The 14,260-nt window shown below is 73.7% G+C and carries 9 protein-coding genes; 7 read left to right on the top strand and 2 right to left on the bottom strand.

Translation table 11 applies throughout. The annotated features are described in order from the left end of the window. The first annotated feature begins 129 nt into the window (after positions 1–129). The 6 genes from ACIG36_RS12155 (at position 130) to ACIG36_RS12130 (ending at position 9,153) form a co-directional block, all read left to right on the top strand. Positions 130–2,283: a molybdopterin oxidoreductase family protein gene (locus ACIG36_RS12155; protein WP_399925790.1), complete on the top strand. Its 2,154-nt coding sequence runs from the start codon at positions 130–132 to the stop codon at positions 2,281–2,283. Then, positions 2,280–3,482 carry an NAD(P)/FAD-dependent oxidoreductase gene (locus ACIG36_RS12150; RefSeq protein WP_399925788.1) on the top strand — a complete coding sequence of 401 codons (1,203 nt, stop codon included), beginning with the start codon at positions 2,280–2,282 and terminating at the stop codon, positions 3,480–3,482. Before ACIG36_RS12155 ends, ACIG36_RS12150 begins: the two co-directional genes overlap by 4 nt. A 38-nt stretch (positions 3,483–3,520) precedes the next feature. After that, positions 3,521–6,022: a nitrite reductase large subunit NirB gene (nirB, locus tag ACIG36_RS12145; protein WP_399926443.1), complete on the top strand. Its 2,502-nt coding sequence runs from the start codon at positions 3,521–3,523 to the stop codon at positions 6,020–6,022. Continuing rightward, positions 6,019–6,444, top strand: coding sequence for a nitrite reductase small subunit NirD (gene nirD, locus ACIG36_RS12140; RefSeq protein ID WP_399925787.1), 426 nt, complete (start codon positions 6,019–6,021; stop codon positions 6,442–6,444). The genes nirB and nirD overlap by 4 nt, the downstream gene beginning before the upstream one ends. Positions 6,445–6,454: 10 nt before the next feature. Further along, positions 6,455–7,837 carry a nitrate/nitrite transporter gene (locus tag ACIG36_RS12135; protein ID WP_399925786.1) on the top strand — a complete coding sequence of 461 codons (1,383 nt, stop codon included), beginning with the start codon at positions 6,455–6,457 and terminating at the stop codon, positions 7,835–7,837. 275 nt (positions 7,838–8,112) lie between these two features. Further along, entirely contained in the window at positions 8,113–9,153 is a 1,041-nt protein-coding gene (locus ACIG36_RS12130; protein WP_399925784.1) for a hypothetical protein, read from the top strand. A 59-nt stretch (positions 9,154–9,212) separates the two neighbouring features. Here the strand turns inward: ACIG36_RS12130 and ACIG36_RS12125 are convergent, their stop codons facing one another. Together ACIG36_RS12125 and ACIG36_RS12120 are read right to left on the bottom strand one after the other, a co-directional pair. Then, positions 9,213–10,970: a M4 family metallopeptidase gene (locus ACIG36_RS12125; RefSeq protein ID WP_399926441.1), complete on the bottom strand. Its 1,758-nt coding sequence runs from the start codon at positions 10,968–10,970 to the stop codon at positions 9,213–9,215. Positions 10,971–11,389: 419 nt separating this feature from the next. Then, positions 11,390–11,812, bottom strand: a complete 423-nt coding sequence (locus ACIG36_RS12120) for a gamma-glutamylcyclotransferase family protein (protein WP_399925782.1) — start codon at positions 11,810–11,812, stop codon at positions 11,390–11,392. Between the two features lie 66 nt (positions 11,813–11,878). Between ACIG36_RS12120 and ACIG36_RS12115 the strand changes: the two genes are divergently transcribed. Further along, on the top strand, positions 11,879–14,260 hold the full coding sequence (locus tag ACIG36_RS12115; RefSeq protein ID WP_399925780.1) for an FHA domain-containing protein: 2,382 nt from the start codon (positions 11,879–11,881) through the stop codon (positions 14,258–14,260).

Raw genomic sequence — 14,260 nt, 5'->3', positions numbered from 1 at the left:
CACCTCCCCTTTCCGTACGGTCATGTGTCGGGCTCCGCACATCGCCAGGTCACGGGGGTGCGGGGCATGTGCGGCCCCCGCAATACGGCCGTCGCACCGGCGTAACGCGCGGAGGCGACGCTTCCTGGCATGACCGCAGCCGCACCGCCCACCGACACCCACTGCCCGTACTGCTCCCTGCAGTGCGGCATGCGTCTGCGCCCCGTCGAACGGCCCGCGCCGGGCGAGCCCGCCGTCGCGGTCGAGGAACGCCCCGCCTTCCCCGTCAACCGGGGCGCGCTGTGCGGCAAGGGGAACAACGCCGCCCACGTCCTGTCCCCGGCGGCCCGCCTGCGCGCGCCGCTGGTCCGCGACCACCGCACCGGGACGCTGCGCGAGGCGAGCTGGCCGGAAGCGCTCGACCGCGCCGCCCGGGGGCTCGCCGAGGCCGCGCGCCGCCACGGGCGCGACGCGGTCGGCGTGTTCGGCGGCGGCGGGCTGACCAACGAGAAGGCCTACCTGCTCGGCAAGTTCGCGCGCGTGGTGCTGCGCACCGCCAACATCGACTACAACGGCCGCTTCTGCATGTCGTCGGCGGCCGCCGCCCAGCGCAGGGCGTTCGGCCTCGACCGCGGACTGCCCTTCCCGCTGGCCGACATCTCCCGCACCGGCTGCCTGGTGCTCGTCGGCGGCAACCCCGCCGACACCATGCCCCCGGCCGTCCGCTACCTGCGCGAACAGAAGGAGGCCGGCGGCCGGCTGATCGTCGTCGACCCCCGGCGCACCCGCACCGCCGAACTCGCCGACCTGCACCTGCGCCCCGTGCCCGGCACCGACCTCGCCCTCGCCCTCGGCCTGCTCCACCTCGTCATCGCCGAAGGCCACGTCGACGAGGCGTTCGTGGCGGCCCGCACCAGCGGCTACGAACGGGCCCGCGCCGCCGCCATGGCGCACTGGCCCGAGCGCGTCGAACGCATCACCGGCGTGCCCGTGGCACAACTGCGCCGCGCCGTCGAACTGTTCTGCGCAGCCCCCTCGGGCATGGTGCTCACCGCACGCGGCGGCGAACAGCACAGCAAGGGCGTCGACACCGTCGGCGCGTGGATCGACCTGTGCCTGGCCACCGGCCGGGCCGGCCGCCCGTACAGCGGCTACGGCTGCCTGACCGGGCAGGGCAACGGCCAGGGCGGCCGCGAACACGGCCAGAAGGCCGACCAGCTGCCCGGCTACCGCTCCATCGACGACCCCGCCGCCCGCGCCCACGTCGCCCGCGTCTGGGGCGTGGACCCCACCGACCTGCCCGGCGCCGGCCGCTCGGCCTACGAGCTCCTGGACACCCTCGGCACCGCCGACGGGGTCCGGGCGCTGCTGGTCATGGGCTCCAACCCGGTCGTCTCCGCACCGCGCGCCGGCCATGTCACCGAGCGGCTGCGGGCCCTGGACCACCTCGTGGTGTGCGACGTGGTGCTCTCCGAGACCGCCGAACTCGCCGACGTCGTCCTGCCCTCCGCCCAGTGGGCCGAGGAGGACGGCACCATGACCAACCTCGAGGGCCGGGTGATCCTGCGCCGCGCCGCCCTCGCCCCGCCCGAGGGCGTCCGCACCGACCTCGCCATCCTGCACGGCCTCGCCGGACGCCTCGGCACCGGCACCGGCTTCCCGGCCGCCGCCGAGGAGGCGTTCGCCGAGCTCCGCCGGGCCTCTGCGGGCGGCCAGGCCGACTACTCCGGCATCACCTACGAGCGCATCGCGGCCGAGGACGGCGTCTTCTGGCCCTGCCCAGCCACCGGCGAGGACGAGCCCCGGCACCCCGGGACACCCCGGCTGTTCCTGGACCGCTTCGCCACCCCCGACGGCCGCGCCCGCTTCGCCGCCGTCTCCCACCGGCCCGCCGCCGAGGAACCGGACGAGAGCTATCCGCTGCGCATGACCACCGGCCGCGTGCTCGCCCAGTACCAGAGCGGCGCCCAGACCCGCCGCACCCCTGCCCTCAACCGCGCAGCCCCCGCCCCGTTCGTCGAACTCCACCCCCACCTGGCCGACCGGCTCGGCATCGCCGAGGGCGACCCGGTCACCGTCACCAGCCGGCGCGGGCAGGCCACGGCGGCGGCGCGCGTCACCACCACGATCCGGCCCGACACGGTCTTCATGCCCTTTCACTGGTCCGGACCCGGCCGGGCCAACAACCTCACCAACCCCGCCCTCGACCCCGTCTCCCGCATGCCCGAGTTCAAGGTGTGCGCGGTCCGGGTGGAACGGGCACGGGACGGTGCCGCCACGGACACGATCGGAGAACCGGCGTGAGTCCTCGCCACATCGCCGTCGTCGGCGCCGGCATGGCCGCCGCGCGCTTCGCCCACCAGGCGCTCTCGCTCGCCCCGCCCGGGGAGCTCCGCGTCACGCTCTTCGGCCGCGAGCCGCACGCCCCCTACAACCGGACGCTGCTGACCGGCACCCTCGCCGGCGGCTACGCCCCCGCCGCGCTGACCCTGCCGACCGGCGGCGCGGCCCTGCGCACCCGCACCGAGGTGACGGCCGTGGACCCGGCGGCCCGCACCCTGCGGACGGCCGACGGCGAGACCGTCCCCTACGACGCGCTCGTCCTGGCCACCGGCGCCGAACCGGTACGCCCGCCCGGCCGCGTGCCCGGCAAGGGCGTCCACGTCCTGCGCACCCTCGCCGACAGCGCGGCACTGACCGAGGACGCCCTGCGCGCCCGCCGCGCCACCGTGGTCGGCGGCGGCGTCCTGGGCGTCGACACCGCCCGCGCGCTCGCCGAACGCGGCCTCGCCGTCCACCTGGTCCACCGGGCATCCCACCTGATGGAGCGCCACCTCGACGAGGGGGCCGCCGCCACCGTCCGCCGCCGCCTGGAGGCCCTGGGCGTGACGACCCACACCGGGCGCACCGTCTCCGCCCTGCTCGGCGGCGACCGCCTCACCGGCCTCGAACTGGACGACGGCCACCGCCTGCCCGCCGACCTGGCCGTCCTCGCCTGCGGGGCCACCCCCCGCACCGGCCTCGCCCGTGCCGCCGGACTGACCGTACGCACCGGCATCGTCGTCGACGACACCCTGGCCACCTCCGCCCCCGGCGTGTACGCCATCGGCGACTGCGCCGAACACCGCGGCACCGTCCACGGCCGCGCCGAGGCCGCCTGGGCACAGGCCGACGTCCTCGCCGCCCGGCTCTCCGGAGCCCGCCCCGACGCCCGCCACGCCGGAACACCGCACTTCCTGCGGCTGAGCGCGGGCTCCCTCGAGATCGCGGCCCTCGGCGACTGCGCCGGCGGCGACACCCACACCGGCACCGACACCGTCCGCCTCACCGACGCCACCCGCGGCTCGTACAAGAAGCTCGTCCTGCGCGGCGACGGGCTCGTCGGCGCGGTCCTCGTCGGCGACCTCGGCACGGTCGGTGACCTCACCCACGCCTTCGAGCGGAGCGAGCCCCTGCCGCCCGACCCCCTGCACCTGCTCACCACGGAAGGAGCCCTCCAGTGAGGGACACCCGACGGCGTCTGGTGCTGATCGGCCACGGCATGGCCGGCCAGCGCCTCCTCCACGCGCTCACCGAACGCGCCCCGGGCGCCTGGCGGATCACCGTCCTCGCCGAGGAACCGCGCCCCGCCTACGACCGGGTCCGGCTCACCTCGTGGTTCTCCGGCACCACCGCCGAGGAACTGTCGCTGTGGCCGGCCGGCTTCGCCACCGAACACGACATCGACCTGCGCCTGGGCGACCCGGCCACCGCCATCGACCGCGCCGCCCGCACCGTCACCACCCGCTCCGGGCACACCGTCGGCTACGACGCGCTCGTCCTGGCCACCGGCTCCCGCCCCTTCGTGCCGCCCGTACCCGGCCACGACACCCCCGGCTGCTTCGTCTACCGCACCATCGAGGACCTCGAGGCCATCCGGGACCGCGCCGCGCACACCCGCGTCGGGGCGGTCATCGGCGGCGGACTGCTCGGCCTGGAGGCCGCGGGGGCGCTGCGCGAGATGGGGCTGGAGACCCACGTCGTCGAATTCGCGCCCCGGCTGATGGCCGTCCAGGTCGACGGCGGCGGCGGCGCCGCCCTGCGCCGCAAGATCGAGGAGCTGGGCGTCGTCGTCCACACCGGCGCCGGAGCCCAGGCCGTGGCCGCCGGGGACGACGGCACCGTCAGCACCCTGAGCCTGTCCAACGGCGAGACGCTCACCCCCGGCCTCGTGGTGTTCTCCGCCGGAGTCCGCCCCCGCGACGAGCTCGCCCGCGCCTGCGGACTGCCCGTGGGCGAGCGCGGCGGCATCGTCGTCGACGCCGGCTGCCGCACCGCCGACCCCCACATCTGGGCCGTCGGCGAATGCGCCCAGGCCACCGACGGCCGCGTCTACGGCCTCGTCGCCCCCGCCTACGCGATGGCCGAGGCGGCGGCCGAGGAGATCACCGGCGGCCACGGCTCCTTCACCGGAGCCGACCTCGCCACCAAGCTCAAGCTCCTGGGCGTCGACGTCGCCAGCTTCGGCGACGCCCACGCCACCGGCGACGGCGCCCTGGAGGTCCTCTACGCCAACAGCCGCGCCGGCGTGTACAAGAAGCTGGTCGTCGCCCCCGACGGCCGGCTCACCGGCGGCGTCCTCGTCGGCGACGCCGCCTCCTACGACCTGCTGCGCCCCCTCGCCGCCACCGGCACCCCCCTCACCACACCCCCCGAACAGCTCGTCCTGCCCACTCCCGCCGGCGGTACGCCCGGAGCCGTGACGCTGCCGGACGAAGCCCTCGTCTGCTCCTGCCACAACGTCTCCAAGGGCGCCATCCGAGCGGCCGTGGCCGACGGCGGCTGCACGGACGTGGCGGCCGTCAAACGGTGCACCAAGGCCGGCACCGGCTGTGGCTCCTGCGTCAAGATGATCGGCACGATCGTCGACGACGAACTCGCCGCGAGCGGCGTCCAGGTGAGCAAGGGACTGTGCGAGCACTTCACCCACACCCGGGCCGAGCTCTTCGAGATCGTCCGGGTCAAGAACGTCACCACCTTCGCCCGCCTCATCGACGAGCACGGCACCGGCGGCGAGGGCTGCGAGATCTGCAAGCCCGCCGTCGGCTCCATCCTCGCCACCCTCAACCCGCGCCTGGGCAACTCCGTCCACATCCTCGACGGCGAACAGGCCGCTCTGCAGGACACCAACGACCACTTCCTCGCCAACCTCCAGCGCAACGGCTCCTACTCCGTCGTCCCCCGCGTCCCCGGCGGCGAGATCACCCCCGAGGGCCTGATCACCATCGGCGAGATCGCCCGCGACTTCGGCCTCTACACCAAGATCACCGGCGGTCAGCGCATCGACATGTTCGGCGCCACCGTCGACCAGCTGCCCCAGATCTGGCGCCGCCTCGTCGACGCCGGCTTCGAGTCCGGGCACGCCTACGGCAAGGCCCTGCGCACCGTGAAGTCCTGCGTGGGCCAGACCTGGTGCCGCTACGGCGTCCAGGACTCCGTCGCCCTCGCCATCGAGCTCGAACTGCGCTACCGGGGCCTGCGCTCACCCCACAAGATCAAGGCCGCGGTCAGCGGCTGCGCCCGCGAATGCGCCGAGGCCCAGAGCAAGGACTTCGGCGTCATCGCCACCTCCGCGGGCTGGAACCTCTACGTCGGTGGCAACGGCGGCATGACGCCCCGCCACGCCGACCTCCTGCTCGCCGACGCCGACCACGCCACGCTCATCCGCACCATCGACCGCTTCCTGATGTTCTACGTCCGCACCGCCGACCGCCTCGAGCGCACCGCCCCCTGGATCGAGCGCATGGAGGGCGGCCTGGAACACCTGAGGGCCGTCGTCGTCGACGACGCCCTCGGCATCTGCGACGACCTCGACCAGCTGATGGCCCGGCACACCGCCACCTACAAGGACGAGTGGCGGGCCACCCTCGAGGACCCCGAACGGCTGCGCCGCTTCGTCTCCTTCGCCAACGCCCCCGGCGTCCCCGACCCCACCGTGCGCTTCCTGCCCGAACGCGGCCAGATCCGCCCGGCCCGCGAGCACGAGGCGGTGGCGGCGCCGTGAACGGACCCCTCACCACCCCGAACGGACCACTCGTCGAGATCGGGACGGGGCCGGCCGGCTGGACGGCCGTGTGCGCCTACCACGACCTGCAGCCCGGACGCGGCACGGCTGTGCTCGTCGACGGCCACCAGATCGCGCTGTTCCGCGACCGCGGGGGAGCGGTGTACGCGGTGGGCAACCGCGATCCGTTCAGCGGCGCCCACGTCATCTCGCGCGGCCTCCTCGGCAGCCGGGGCGGGGTGCCGGTGGTGTTCTCGCCCATGTACAAGCAGGCCTTCGACCTGCGCTCGGGCGACTGCCTGGACGAGCCGGGGACGCTGCCGGTGTGGCCCGTACGCCTCACACCCCCGGCCGGGCCGTGTGCGGGAGATGTAGCACCGCCGACCGGGAACGCACACCGGCCGGAAACCGCCCGTCCCTAGCTTGGCGACCGTGACCACGAACCCCGCTCTCCCCGCCCTCGGGACCCCGCCGCCGGCCACGGCGGCGCGGCCCCACCACATCGACGACTGGCGGCCGGAGGACCCGGTCTTCTGGGAGACCACCGGCGCCCGCACCGCCCGCCGCAACCTCGTGTACTCCGTCCTGTGCGAGCACATCGGCTTCTCCGTGTGGAGCCTGTGGTCCGTGCTCGTGCTCTTCCTCGGCCCGGAGTACGGCATCGACCCGGCCGGCAAGTTCCTGCTCACCGCGGTGCCGACCCTGGTCGGCGCCGCGCTGCGGCTGCCCTACACCGTCGCCGTGAGCGTCTTCGGCGGCCGCACCTGGACCGTCGTCAGCGCCCTCGCCCTGCTGATCCCCACCGCCCTCATCGCCTACGTCCTCGAGCCCGGCGTGTCCTATACGACGCTGCTCGCCGTGGCCGCCGCCGCCGGGCTCGGCGGCGGCAACTTCGCCTCCTCGATGGCCAACATCAACGCCTTCTACCCGCAGCACCTCAAGGGCCGCGCCCTGGGCGTCAACGCGGGCGGCGGCAACCTGGGCGTGCCGGCCGTGCAGCTGCTCGGCCTGCTGGTCCTGGCCACCGCCGGCGCCGGCCACCCCCGGCTCGTACCGCTGGTGTACATCCCGCTGATCGTGCTGGCGGCCCTCGCCGCGGTGCTGCGCATGGACAACCTGCCCCGCGGCGCCCACCCCGCCGGCCGCCCGCTGCGCGAGGTGAGCCGCGACCGCCACACCTGGGTGATCTCCCTGCTCTACATCGGCACGTTCGGCTCGTTCATCGGCTTCGGCTTCGCGTTCGGGCAGGTCCTGCTGGTGCAGTTCCCCGGCGACTTCCCGACGCCGGTGCGGGCCGCGTACCTGACGTTCCTCGGGCCGCTGCTGGGGTCGCTGGTGCGGCCCGTGGGCGGGATGCTGGCCGACCGGTGGAACGGCGCCCGCGTCACCTTCTGGACCTTCATCGCCATGGCCCTGAGCACCGGCGTCGTCCTGCTGGCGTCCCACCAGGGCTCGCTGCCCCTGTTCCTGACGGGCTTCGTGCTGCTGTTCCTCCTCAGCGGCGTCGGCAACGGCTCGACGTACAAGATGATCCCCGCGATCCACCGCGCCGCCGCCCGCCGCTGGATCGCCGGGGGGCTGGACCCGCTCGTCGCCGAGGACCGCTCCCACCAGCGGGCCAACGCGCTGATGGGCATCGCGGGCGCGGTCGGCGCCCTCGGCGGCGTCCTGATCAACGTGGCCTACCGTCAGGCCTTCCAGGAGAGCGGCACGGGCGAGGCCGCCTACGCGGCCTTCCTCGCCTACTACGTGCTGTGTCTGGCGGTCACCTGGGCGGTCTACCTGCGCGGGAAGCGCGGGGCCACCACGGGCTGAGACACCACGTCCGGCGCGGCGCCACGGGGGTCGGTCCCCTCCCGTGGTGCCGCGTCGTCATGCCCGTTCGCCGCGCGGGCGGGTGACGGGCCGTCACCGGTCCGAGGGGGCCGACGAAATTCTTGGGATTTCCGTTCCCTGTGGGGAACCATCAGCTGTGGAAGGCGCTCTCTGAGGCCAGAGGCGTACGGATGTACGGGACAACCCACATGCGGGGGCGGTAAATGACGCGAAATGTCGGACAGCAGCGGTCGTCGGTGGCTCGGAAGGCCGCCGTGAGAACCGCGGCGACGCTGGCGGCCGGGCTGGCGCTGGTCATGGGAGCGGCCGGCACGGGCCACACGGCCGGCACCGGCGCCGCGCAGGCGCGGGTCGGCTGCGACATCCCCGGCGCGAGCAGCGCCGCGGCCGCGCGCACGGCGGCCACGGAGTCCGCCGAGGCCCCGTCGCCCGCCGCCACCGGGAACGTCACCCAGAAGCTCTCCTACAGCCTGGCCTCCCAGCTGCCCATCGGCCTGTGGTCGTCCTCCCGCGTCACGCTGCGCACCCCTGTCAACAAGGGCAAGGTCCGCCTCGACGTCAGCAGCAAGGGCTTCAGCACCGACTCCCTGGTGGTGCAGCGCTTCGACACGCGCACCAAGCGCTGGCTCGACCTGGACACCTCCCCGGGCGGCGGCAGCTGGCCCACCCGCGGCGTCTTCACCTTCCCCGTGACGGCGAAGGACGCGAGCGCCAAGCACCCGCACACCGTGGCCCTGCGGCTGCAGGACCTGGACCGCCCCGGCACCCTGACCGTCAACGCCTCCGTCGACGACGGCCGCGGTCACACCTACCGCGCCCCCGCCCGCACGGCCACCGCCACCCGCCCCGAGGTCGGCGTCAGCGGCTGGCAGCGCGGGACCGTCCTGGAGCGCGGCGGCGCGCCCCGCTCGGTGACGGTCACGGTGAAGAACACCACCAACCGCGCCTACCCCGCCCTCACCGCCTCCTACTTCGCCTACGGGGCGGGCAGGAACCACGCCCTGGCCCCCAAGGACCTGGTGCTGCAGCAGTACCGGCAGGGCCAGGGCTGGGTGCGCGTGCCGCTGGTCGCGGGCGGCTGCGACCCGGGCATGAGCGCCAAGCTGCACCCGGCCGCCAAGGGCCCGCTCGCGCCCGGCGCGAGTGCGGTCTACCGGCTGAAGGTCGGCGTCGCGGCCTCCGCCCCCCGCGACGTCACTGCCGCCGACGCGGGGGTGACGGTCGCCAACGGGGACATGTCGTTCTTCTCCAAGGACCTGCCCTTCACCATCCGCCCGGCAGGTTGGGGGAACTGAGGCCGGACCGAAAGAGCCCCTTGGGCGTGGCAGCCGCCACACCCAAGGGGCTCTTGGCGTCAGCGCTTGGCGGCGGGCCCGGACTTGGGCGTGTTCGCCTCGGTGACGTTCACCGCGGCCCACGCCCTGTCCACCGTCCGGTACTCCGTGCTGTCCTTGCCGTGCATGTCGGCGGCGGCCTGCAGGGTGGCGACGCGGGCCTCGTGGAAGTCGGTCGTGGAGACCATGTAGCGGGTCAGGGCCCGGTAGAAGATCTGCTCGGCCTTCTCGCGGCCGATGCCGGTCACCTGTGAGCCGTCGACGGTGGGGGAGTCGTAGTCGACGCCGCCGATGGTCTTCTTGCCGCTGCCCTCGGCCAGCAGGTAGAAGGCGTGCGAGGAGACGCCGGAGCCGGCGTGGACCTCGCGGTCGTAGGAGCCCTCGTCCCAGTAGTCGACGGTGCCCTCGAGCGTGTCGAGGGAGGGCTTGTCCAGGCGGCGCAGGAACGTCTGCTCCAGGCCGAGCTTCTCGCCGAGCAGGTAGTTCGGCTTGTTGGCGGCGTTGTTCGTCCGGAACTCCATCCCGGCGCCGAAGATGTCCGCGAGCGACTCGTTGAGCGCCCCGGCCTCGCCGAACTGGTTGCCGGCCTGGTCCACGCGCGTGGGCTGGAAGTCGGCCGTCGCCTCGATGACGCCGTGGCTGAGCTCATGGCCGGTGACGTCCAGGGCCACCAGCGGCTGCTTGAACGTTTCTCCGTCGCCGTCTCCGTAGAGCATGCAGCCGCAGTCGGGCGACCAGAAGGCGTTGCCCACCTTGTCGCCGAAGTGGACGAGGGCGCGCGGGCCGGCGCCGTCGTTCTTGATGCCGTTGCGGCCGAAGGACTTCTTGAAGTAGTCGAAGGTGCTGGTGATGCCGTACTGGGCGTCGACCGCGGCGCTCATGCGATCACCGGCCGTGCCGTTGCCCCACTTGTTGTCCGCGTCGGTGAGGGCCTTGCCGGCCGAGAAGGACTCCGGCTCCTTGCCGCCCGCGTCGCGCGTCTCGCCGTCGCCGCGGCTGGGGTCCTTGAGAGTGAAGGAGTTCTTCGCGGTCTGCGTGGTGAGCAGCGGCACGCCGCCGGCGAAGATCGAGGCGCCGGTGCCGTTCGCCGGGGCGGGGAAGGCCCCGGCCGCAGGCTTGGCGGCGCTCGGCGCGGAGGGCTTGGCGGCGACGCGCGGGGTCGCCTGCCGGCCCTTGTCGCGCAGGGTGGACTTCAGCCGGGGGGAGATGAAGCCGTCGCTGAGCGGGGTGTTGCTGATGACCTTGCCGGAGGCGGCGTCGACGACGACGGACTTGGTGACGCCGGTCGCGGCGTCGTCGCTCCTGACGGTCACCTGGTAGGCGAGGACCGATCCGCCGCCACGGGCGTCCACGACCAGTTCGGTCCGGCCGGCCGTGCCGCCGGCGGCCTTGGCGGCCTTGGCCGCCGCCTCGCGGGCGGCGAGCTTCGGGGTGACGCTCGGCAGGGAGACCTTGCGGCCGTTGGCCCGGGTCACGCCCAGGTACTGGTTCTTGGCGTCCAGGTGGACGACCATGTCGGCGCCGATGACGGTGACGCCGCGGTGGACCCGCTCGAAGCGGACGTGCCGCTTGCCCTCCGGGTCGACGAGGGTGTCCTTGGCCTTCAGGGTGTCGTCCGTGCCGACGCCGGTCGCCTTGGCGTTGGCCGCCGCCGCCGTCCGGGCGGCCTTGACGATCTCTCCCTGCTTTGCGGCCGAGGCCGCGTTCCGGGCGGAGTTCGCGGCGGTGCCGGAGCCCTGGGAGGAGCCCGAGGGGACGGCGACGGCCGTGCCGGCCATGGTCGCGGCGGCGGCCACCGCCACGGCGACGGTCAGCAGTCGTCTGCGGGGCGAGGCGGATATGGAGGATGTGGGGGAAGTACGCACTTCTCAGCGCCTTTTGTCATCAGGGCGGTCCGGGCGTGCCCGGCCGCTCGCTCGCACGCGGTGCGTTCACCAGCCGCACCACGGGGACCTGTGGTCCGTGGATGACTTTGCATGTATTGGCATGCGCATGAAAAGCAGAAATCGTGCGAGAGTCGAACAATTGACCATTTGTTAACAAAAGATCGACACTCGGCGACGCTTGCGTGACACCCCGTCAACTCGCAGGTGAAGACGGTGCAACTGCCCCCGGGGTTGTCGTCGTTGCCCCACTGCTCACCATGTGAGACCACGACGGGAGAGGTGTGGCCCGGCTCACTCCACGACCACGCGGCTCACCCCGCCCAGTCGCCGCCCGGCACCGGCGTCCCCACCGCCCGCAGCCGCCGCGCCACCGCGTCCGACGCGAGATACACCCACGCCCGCACCGTGCCGCCGTCCTCCACCGACACCTCGCGCATCACGCGCTCGTAGACGTTGCGCGGATCGCCCGGCCGGTGGTCCTCCAGCACGTCGAGCGCGGCCAGCACCGCGTCGTACGCGCCCGCCGCCACCGTGATCAGCTCGCCCCGCACCTCGCCCGCCGGGTCGGCGACCGCGTACGGGAACCCCGGCCCCTCGTACAGCACCGCGCCCCGCAACCGCGCCGGCGTCTCGGCCACCGTCCGGCCGGCCAGGAAACGGTCGTGATTGCGCCGCCCCGGCCGCAGCGTCCCGTAGACGAACACGGGCAGCCGCCCGGCGCTACCGCCCTCCACCGCGATCCCCTCTCCGCCACCGCCGCCGAAAGGCGCCCCTGTGCCCCCGGCCGTACCATGAGGGATATGGGAGAGCGGTCGGTCGTGCCCTCCGCCCCCTCCGCCCCCGAACTCGTCGTCGAAGCCGATGGCGGCTCGCAGGTGATGAGTCCGAGCCGGATCTACCACGTGGGGCGCGACCCGTCGAGCGACATCGTGCTACAGGACGCGCGCGTCTCGTGGCACCACGCGGTGCTGCGCCCGGTCGAGGACCACTGGACCCTCGAGGACACCGGCAGCACCAACGGCACCTACACCGAGGGCCACCGCATCCAGACCCTGGACGTGGGCCCCGGCACCGTCGTCCGCTTCGGCAACCCCTCCGACGGCCCCGCCGCCGTCGTCACCGGCGTCCACCGGCGCCCGGCGGACCGCCCCTCGTCCGTCTCCCACCCCTCGGCCACCGGCACCTTCCGGCAACCCACCACCGTGCGGCAGCTGCCTGCCCGCAGCGTGCGCATCGGCCGCGCCGCCGACAACGACCTGATCGTCGACGACCTCGTCGTCTCCCGGCACCACGCCGAACTGCGCGCCCTGCCCGGCGGCGGCCACGAGATCGTCGACCTCGGCAGCCACAACGGCACCTACCTCAACGGCGCCCGCATCGTCCGCGGCCCCCTCGGCCCCGGCGACATCGTCGGCATCGGGCACTCCGCGTTCTGCCTGGTCGGCGACCAGCTCCAGGAATTCGTCGACACCGGCGAGGTCTCCCTCGACGTCCAGGACCTGTCCGTCCACGTCGACGAGGGCCGCAAGACCCTGCTGGACGACGTCTCCTTCCCCGTCGGGGCCCGGAGCCTGCTCGCCGTCGTCGGGCCCAGCGGCGCCGGCAAGTCCACCCTGCTCAACGCCCTCACCGGGCTGCGCCCGGCCGACCGCGGCACCGTGCTCTACGACGGGCGCGACCTCTACCGCGACTACGCCGAGCTGCGCGCCCGCATCGGGCTCGTACCGCAGGACGACATCCTGCACGCCCAGCTCACCGTGCGGCGCGCCCTGCGCTACGCCGCCGAACTGCGCTTCCCCGGCGACACGGCCAAGGCCGAGCGGGACGCCCGCGTCGACGAGGTCATCGCCGAACTCGGTCTCGGACAGCGCGCCGACCAGCCCATCCACAGCCTCTCCGGCGGCCAGCGCAAGCGCGTCAGCGTGGCGCTCGAGCTGCTGACCAAACCGTCCCTGCTCTTCCTCGACGAGCCCACCTCCGGCCTCGACCCGGGCATGGACCGCTCCGTGATGACCATGCTGCGCGGCCTCGCCGACGACGGCCGGACCGTCATCGTCGTCACCCACAGCGTGCTCAGCCTCGACGTGTGCGACCGGCTGCTGGTCCTCGCCCCCGGCGGGCGCATCGCCTACTACGGGCCGCCCGCGGAGTCGCTCGGCTTCTTCGGCTACGCCCAGTGGCCCGAGGCCTTCGAGGCGTTCGAGAACGAGCGGGACCGGGACTGGGCCGGGCGCTACCGGATCTCGCCCGAGCACCGCAAGTACATCGCCGCGGCCACCGATCAGCCGCGGCTCGGGGCCGTGGCCCCCGCGCCCGCCGCCGAGGGGCCGCCGAAGGCGCAGAGCTGGGGCAGCCAGCTGTGGACGCTGATGCGCCGGTACGTGATGGCGCTGAGCGCCGACCGGACCTTCCTCGCCATCATGATCGCGCTGCCGTTCCTGACCGGCGGCATGGCGAGGCTGTCCGCGGGCACCCGCTTCGCCTCGGCGGACAAGGCCAACACCGTCATGCTCATCCTGTGCGTCGGCGGTGTGCTGACGGGCGCCGCCAACGCCGTGCGCGAGCTGGTCAAGGAACGCGTCATCTACCGGCGGGAACGCGCCGTCGGCCTGTCCAGATCCGCCTACGTGATGTCGAAGATCCTCGTACTGGGCGTGATCACGGTCGTCCAGGCGGTCGTGCTCTCCCTGGTGGCGCTCGCCGGAGTGGACACCCGCGCCCCCGGCGGGCAGGGCGTGCTCATGCCGCCCCTGGTGGAGATGACGCTGGCCGAGGCCCTGCTGGCGTTCACCTCCATGATGATGGGCCTGGTGGTGTCGGCACTGGTCCGCCGCGAGGAGGTCACCATGCCGCTGCTGGTGATCATCACCCTCGTCCAGGTCGTCTTCTGCGGAGGGATGATCGAGCTCCACAACCGGCTGGTCCTGGAGCAACTCGCCTGGCTGGTCCCCTCGCGCTGGGCGCTGGCGGCCATGAGCGGCACCATCGACGTCACCCGCATCCCGCCCGAGCCCGGCACCCCCGCCCCGCCGCCCGGCGCCCAGGGCACCGACCCGCTCTTCGAACACGCCGTCGGCACCTGGATGCTGAACATGAGCATGATGGTGGTGCTCTCCGTCGTCCTCGGCCTCCTGGTCGTGCGCCTGCTGCGCCGCCACGAGCCGGCTGTCATGCGGAAGTGA

The sequence above is a fragment of the Streptomyces sp. NPDC053048 genome (genome assembly GCF_044547045.1).
Lineage (GTDB): Bacteria > Actinomycetota > Actinomycetes > Streptomycetales > Streptomycetaceae > Streptomyces.
Note: the sequence above shows the minus strand (reverse complement) of the source record. Positions and strands in the feature narration are given on the sequence as shown.

Coding starts and splice junctions, on each gene's coding strand:
- ACIG36_RS12155 (WP_399925790.1), top strand. CDS start 130: ATGACCGCAGCCGCACCGCCCACCGACACCCACTGCCCGTACTGCTCC.
- nirB (WP_399926443.1), top strand. CDS start 3,521: ATGGCCGGCCAGCGCCTCCTCCACGCGCTCACCGAACGCGCCCCGGGC.
- ACIG36_RS12125 (WP_399926441.1), bottom strand. CDS start 10,970: ATGGCCGGCACGGCCGTCGCCGTCCCCTCGGGCTCCTCCCAGGGCTCC.
- ACIG36_RS12115 (WP_399925780.1), top strand. CDS start 11,879: ATGGGAGAGCGGTCGGTCGTGCCCTCCGCCCCCTCCGCCCCCGAACTC.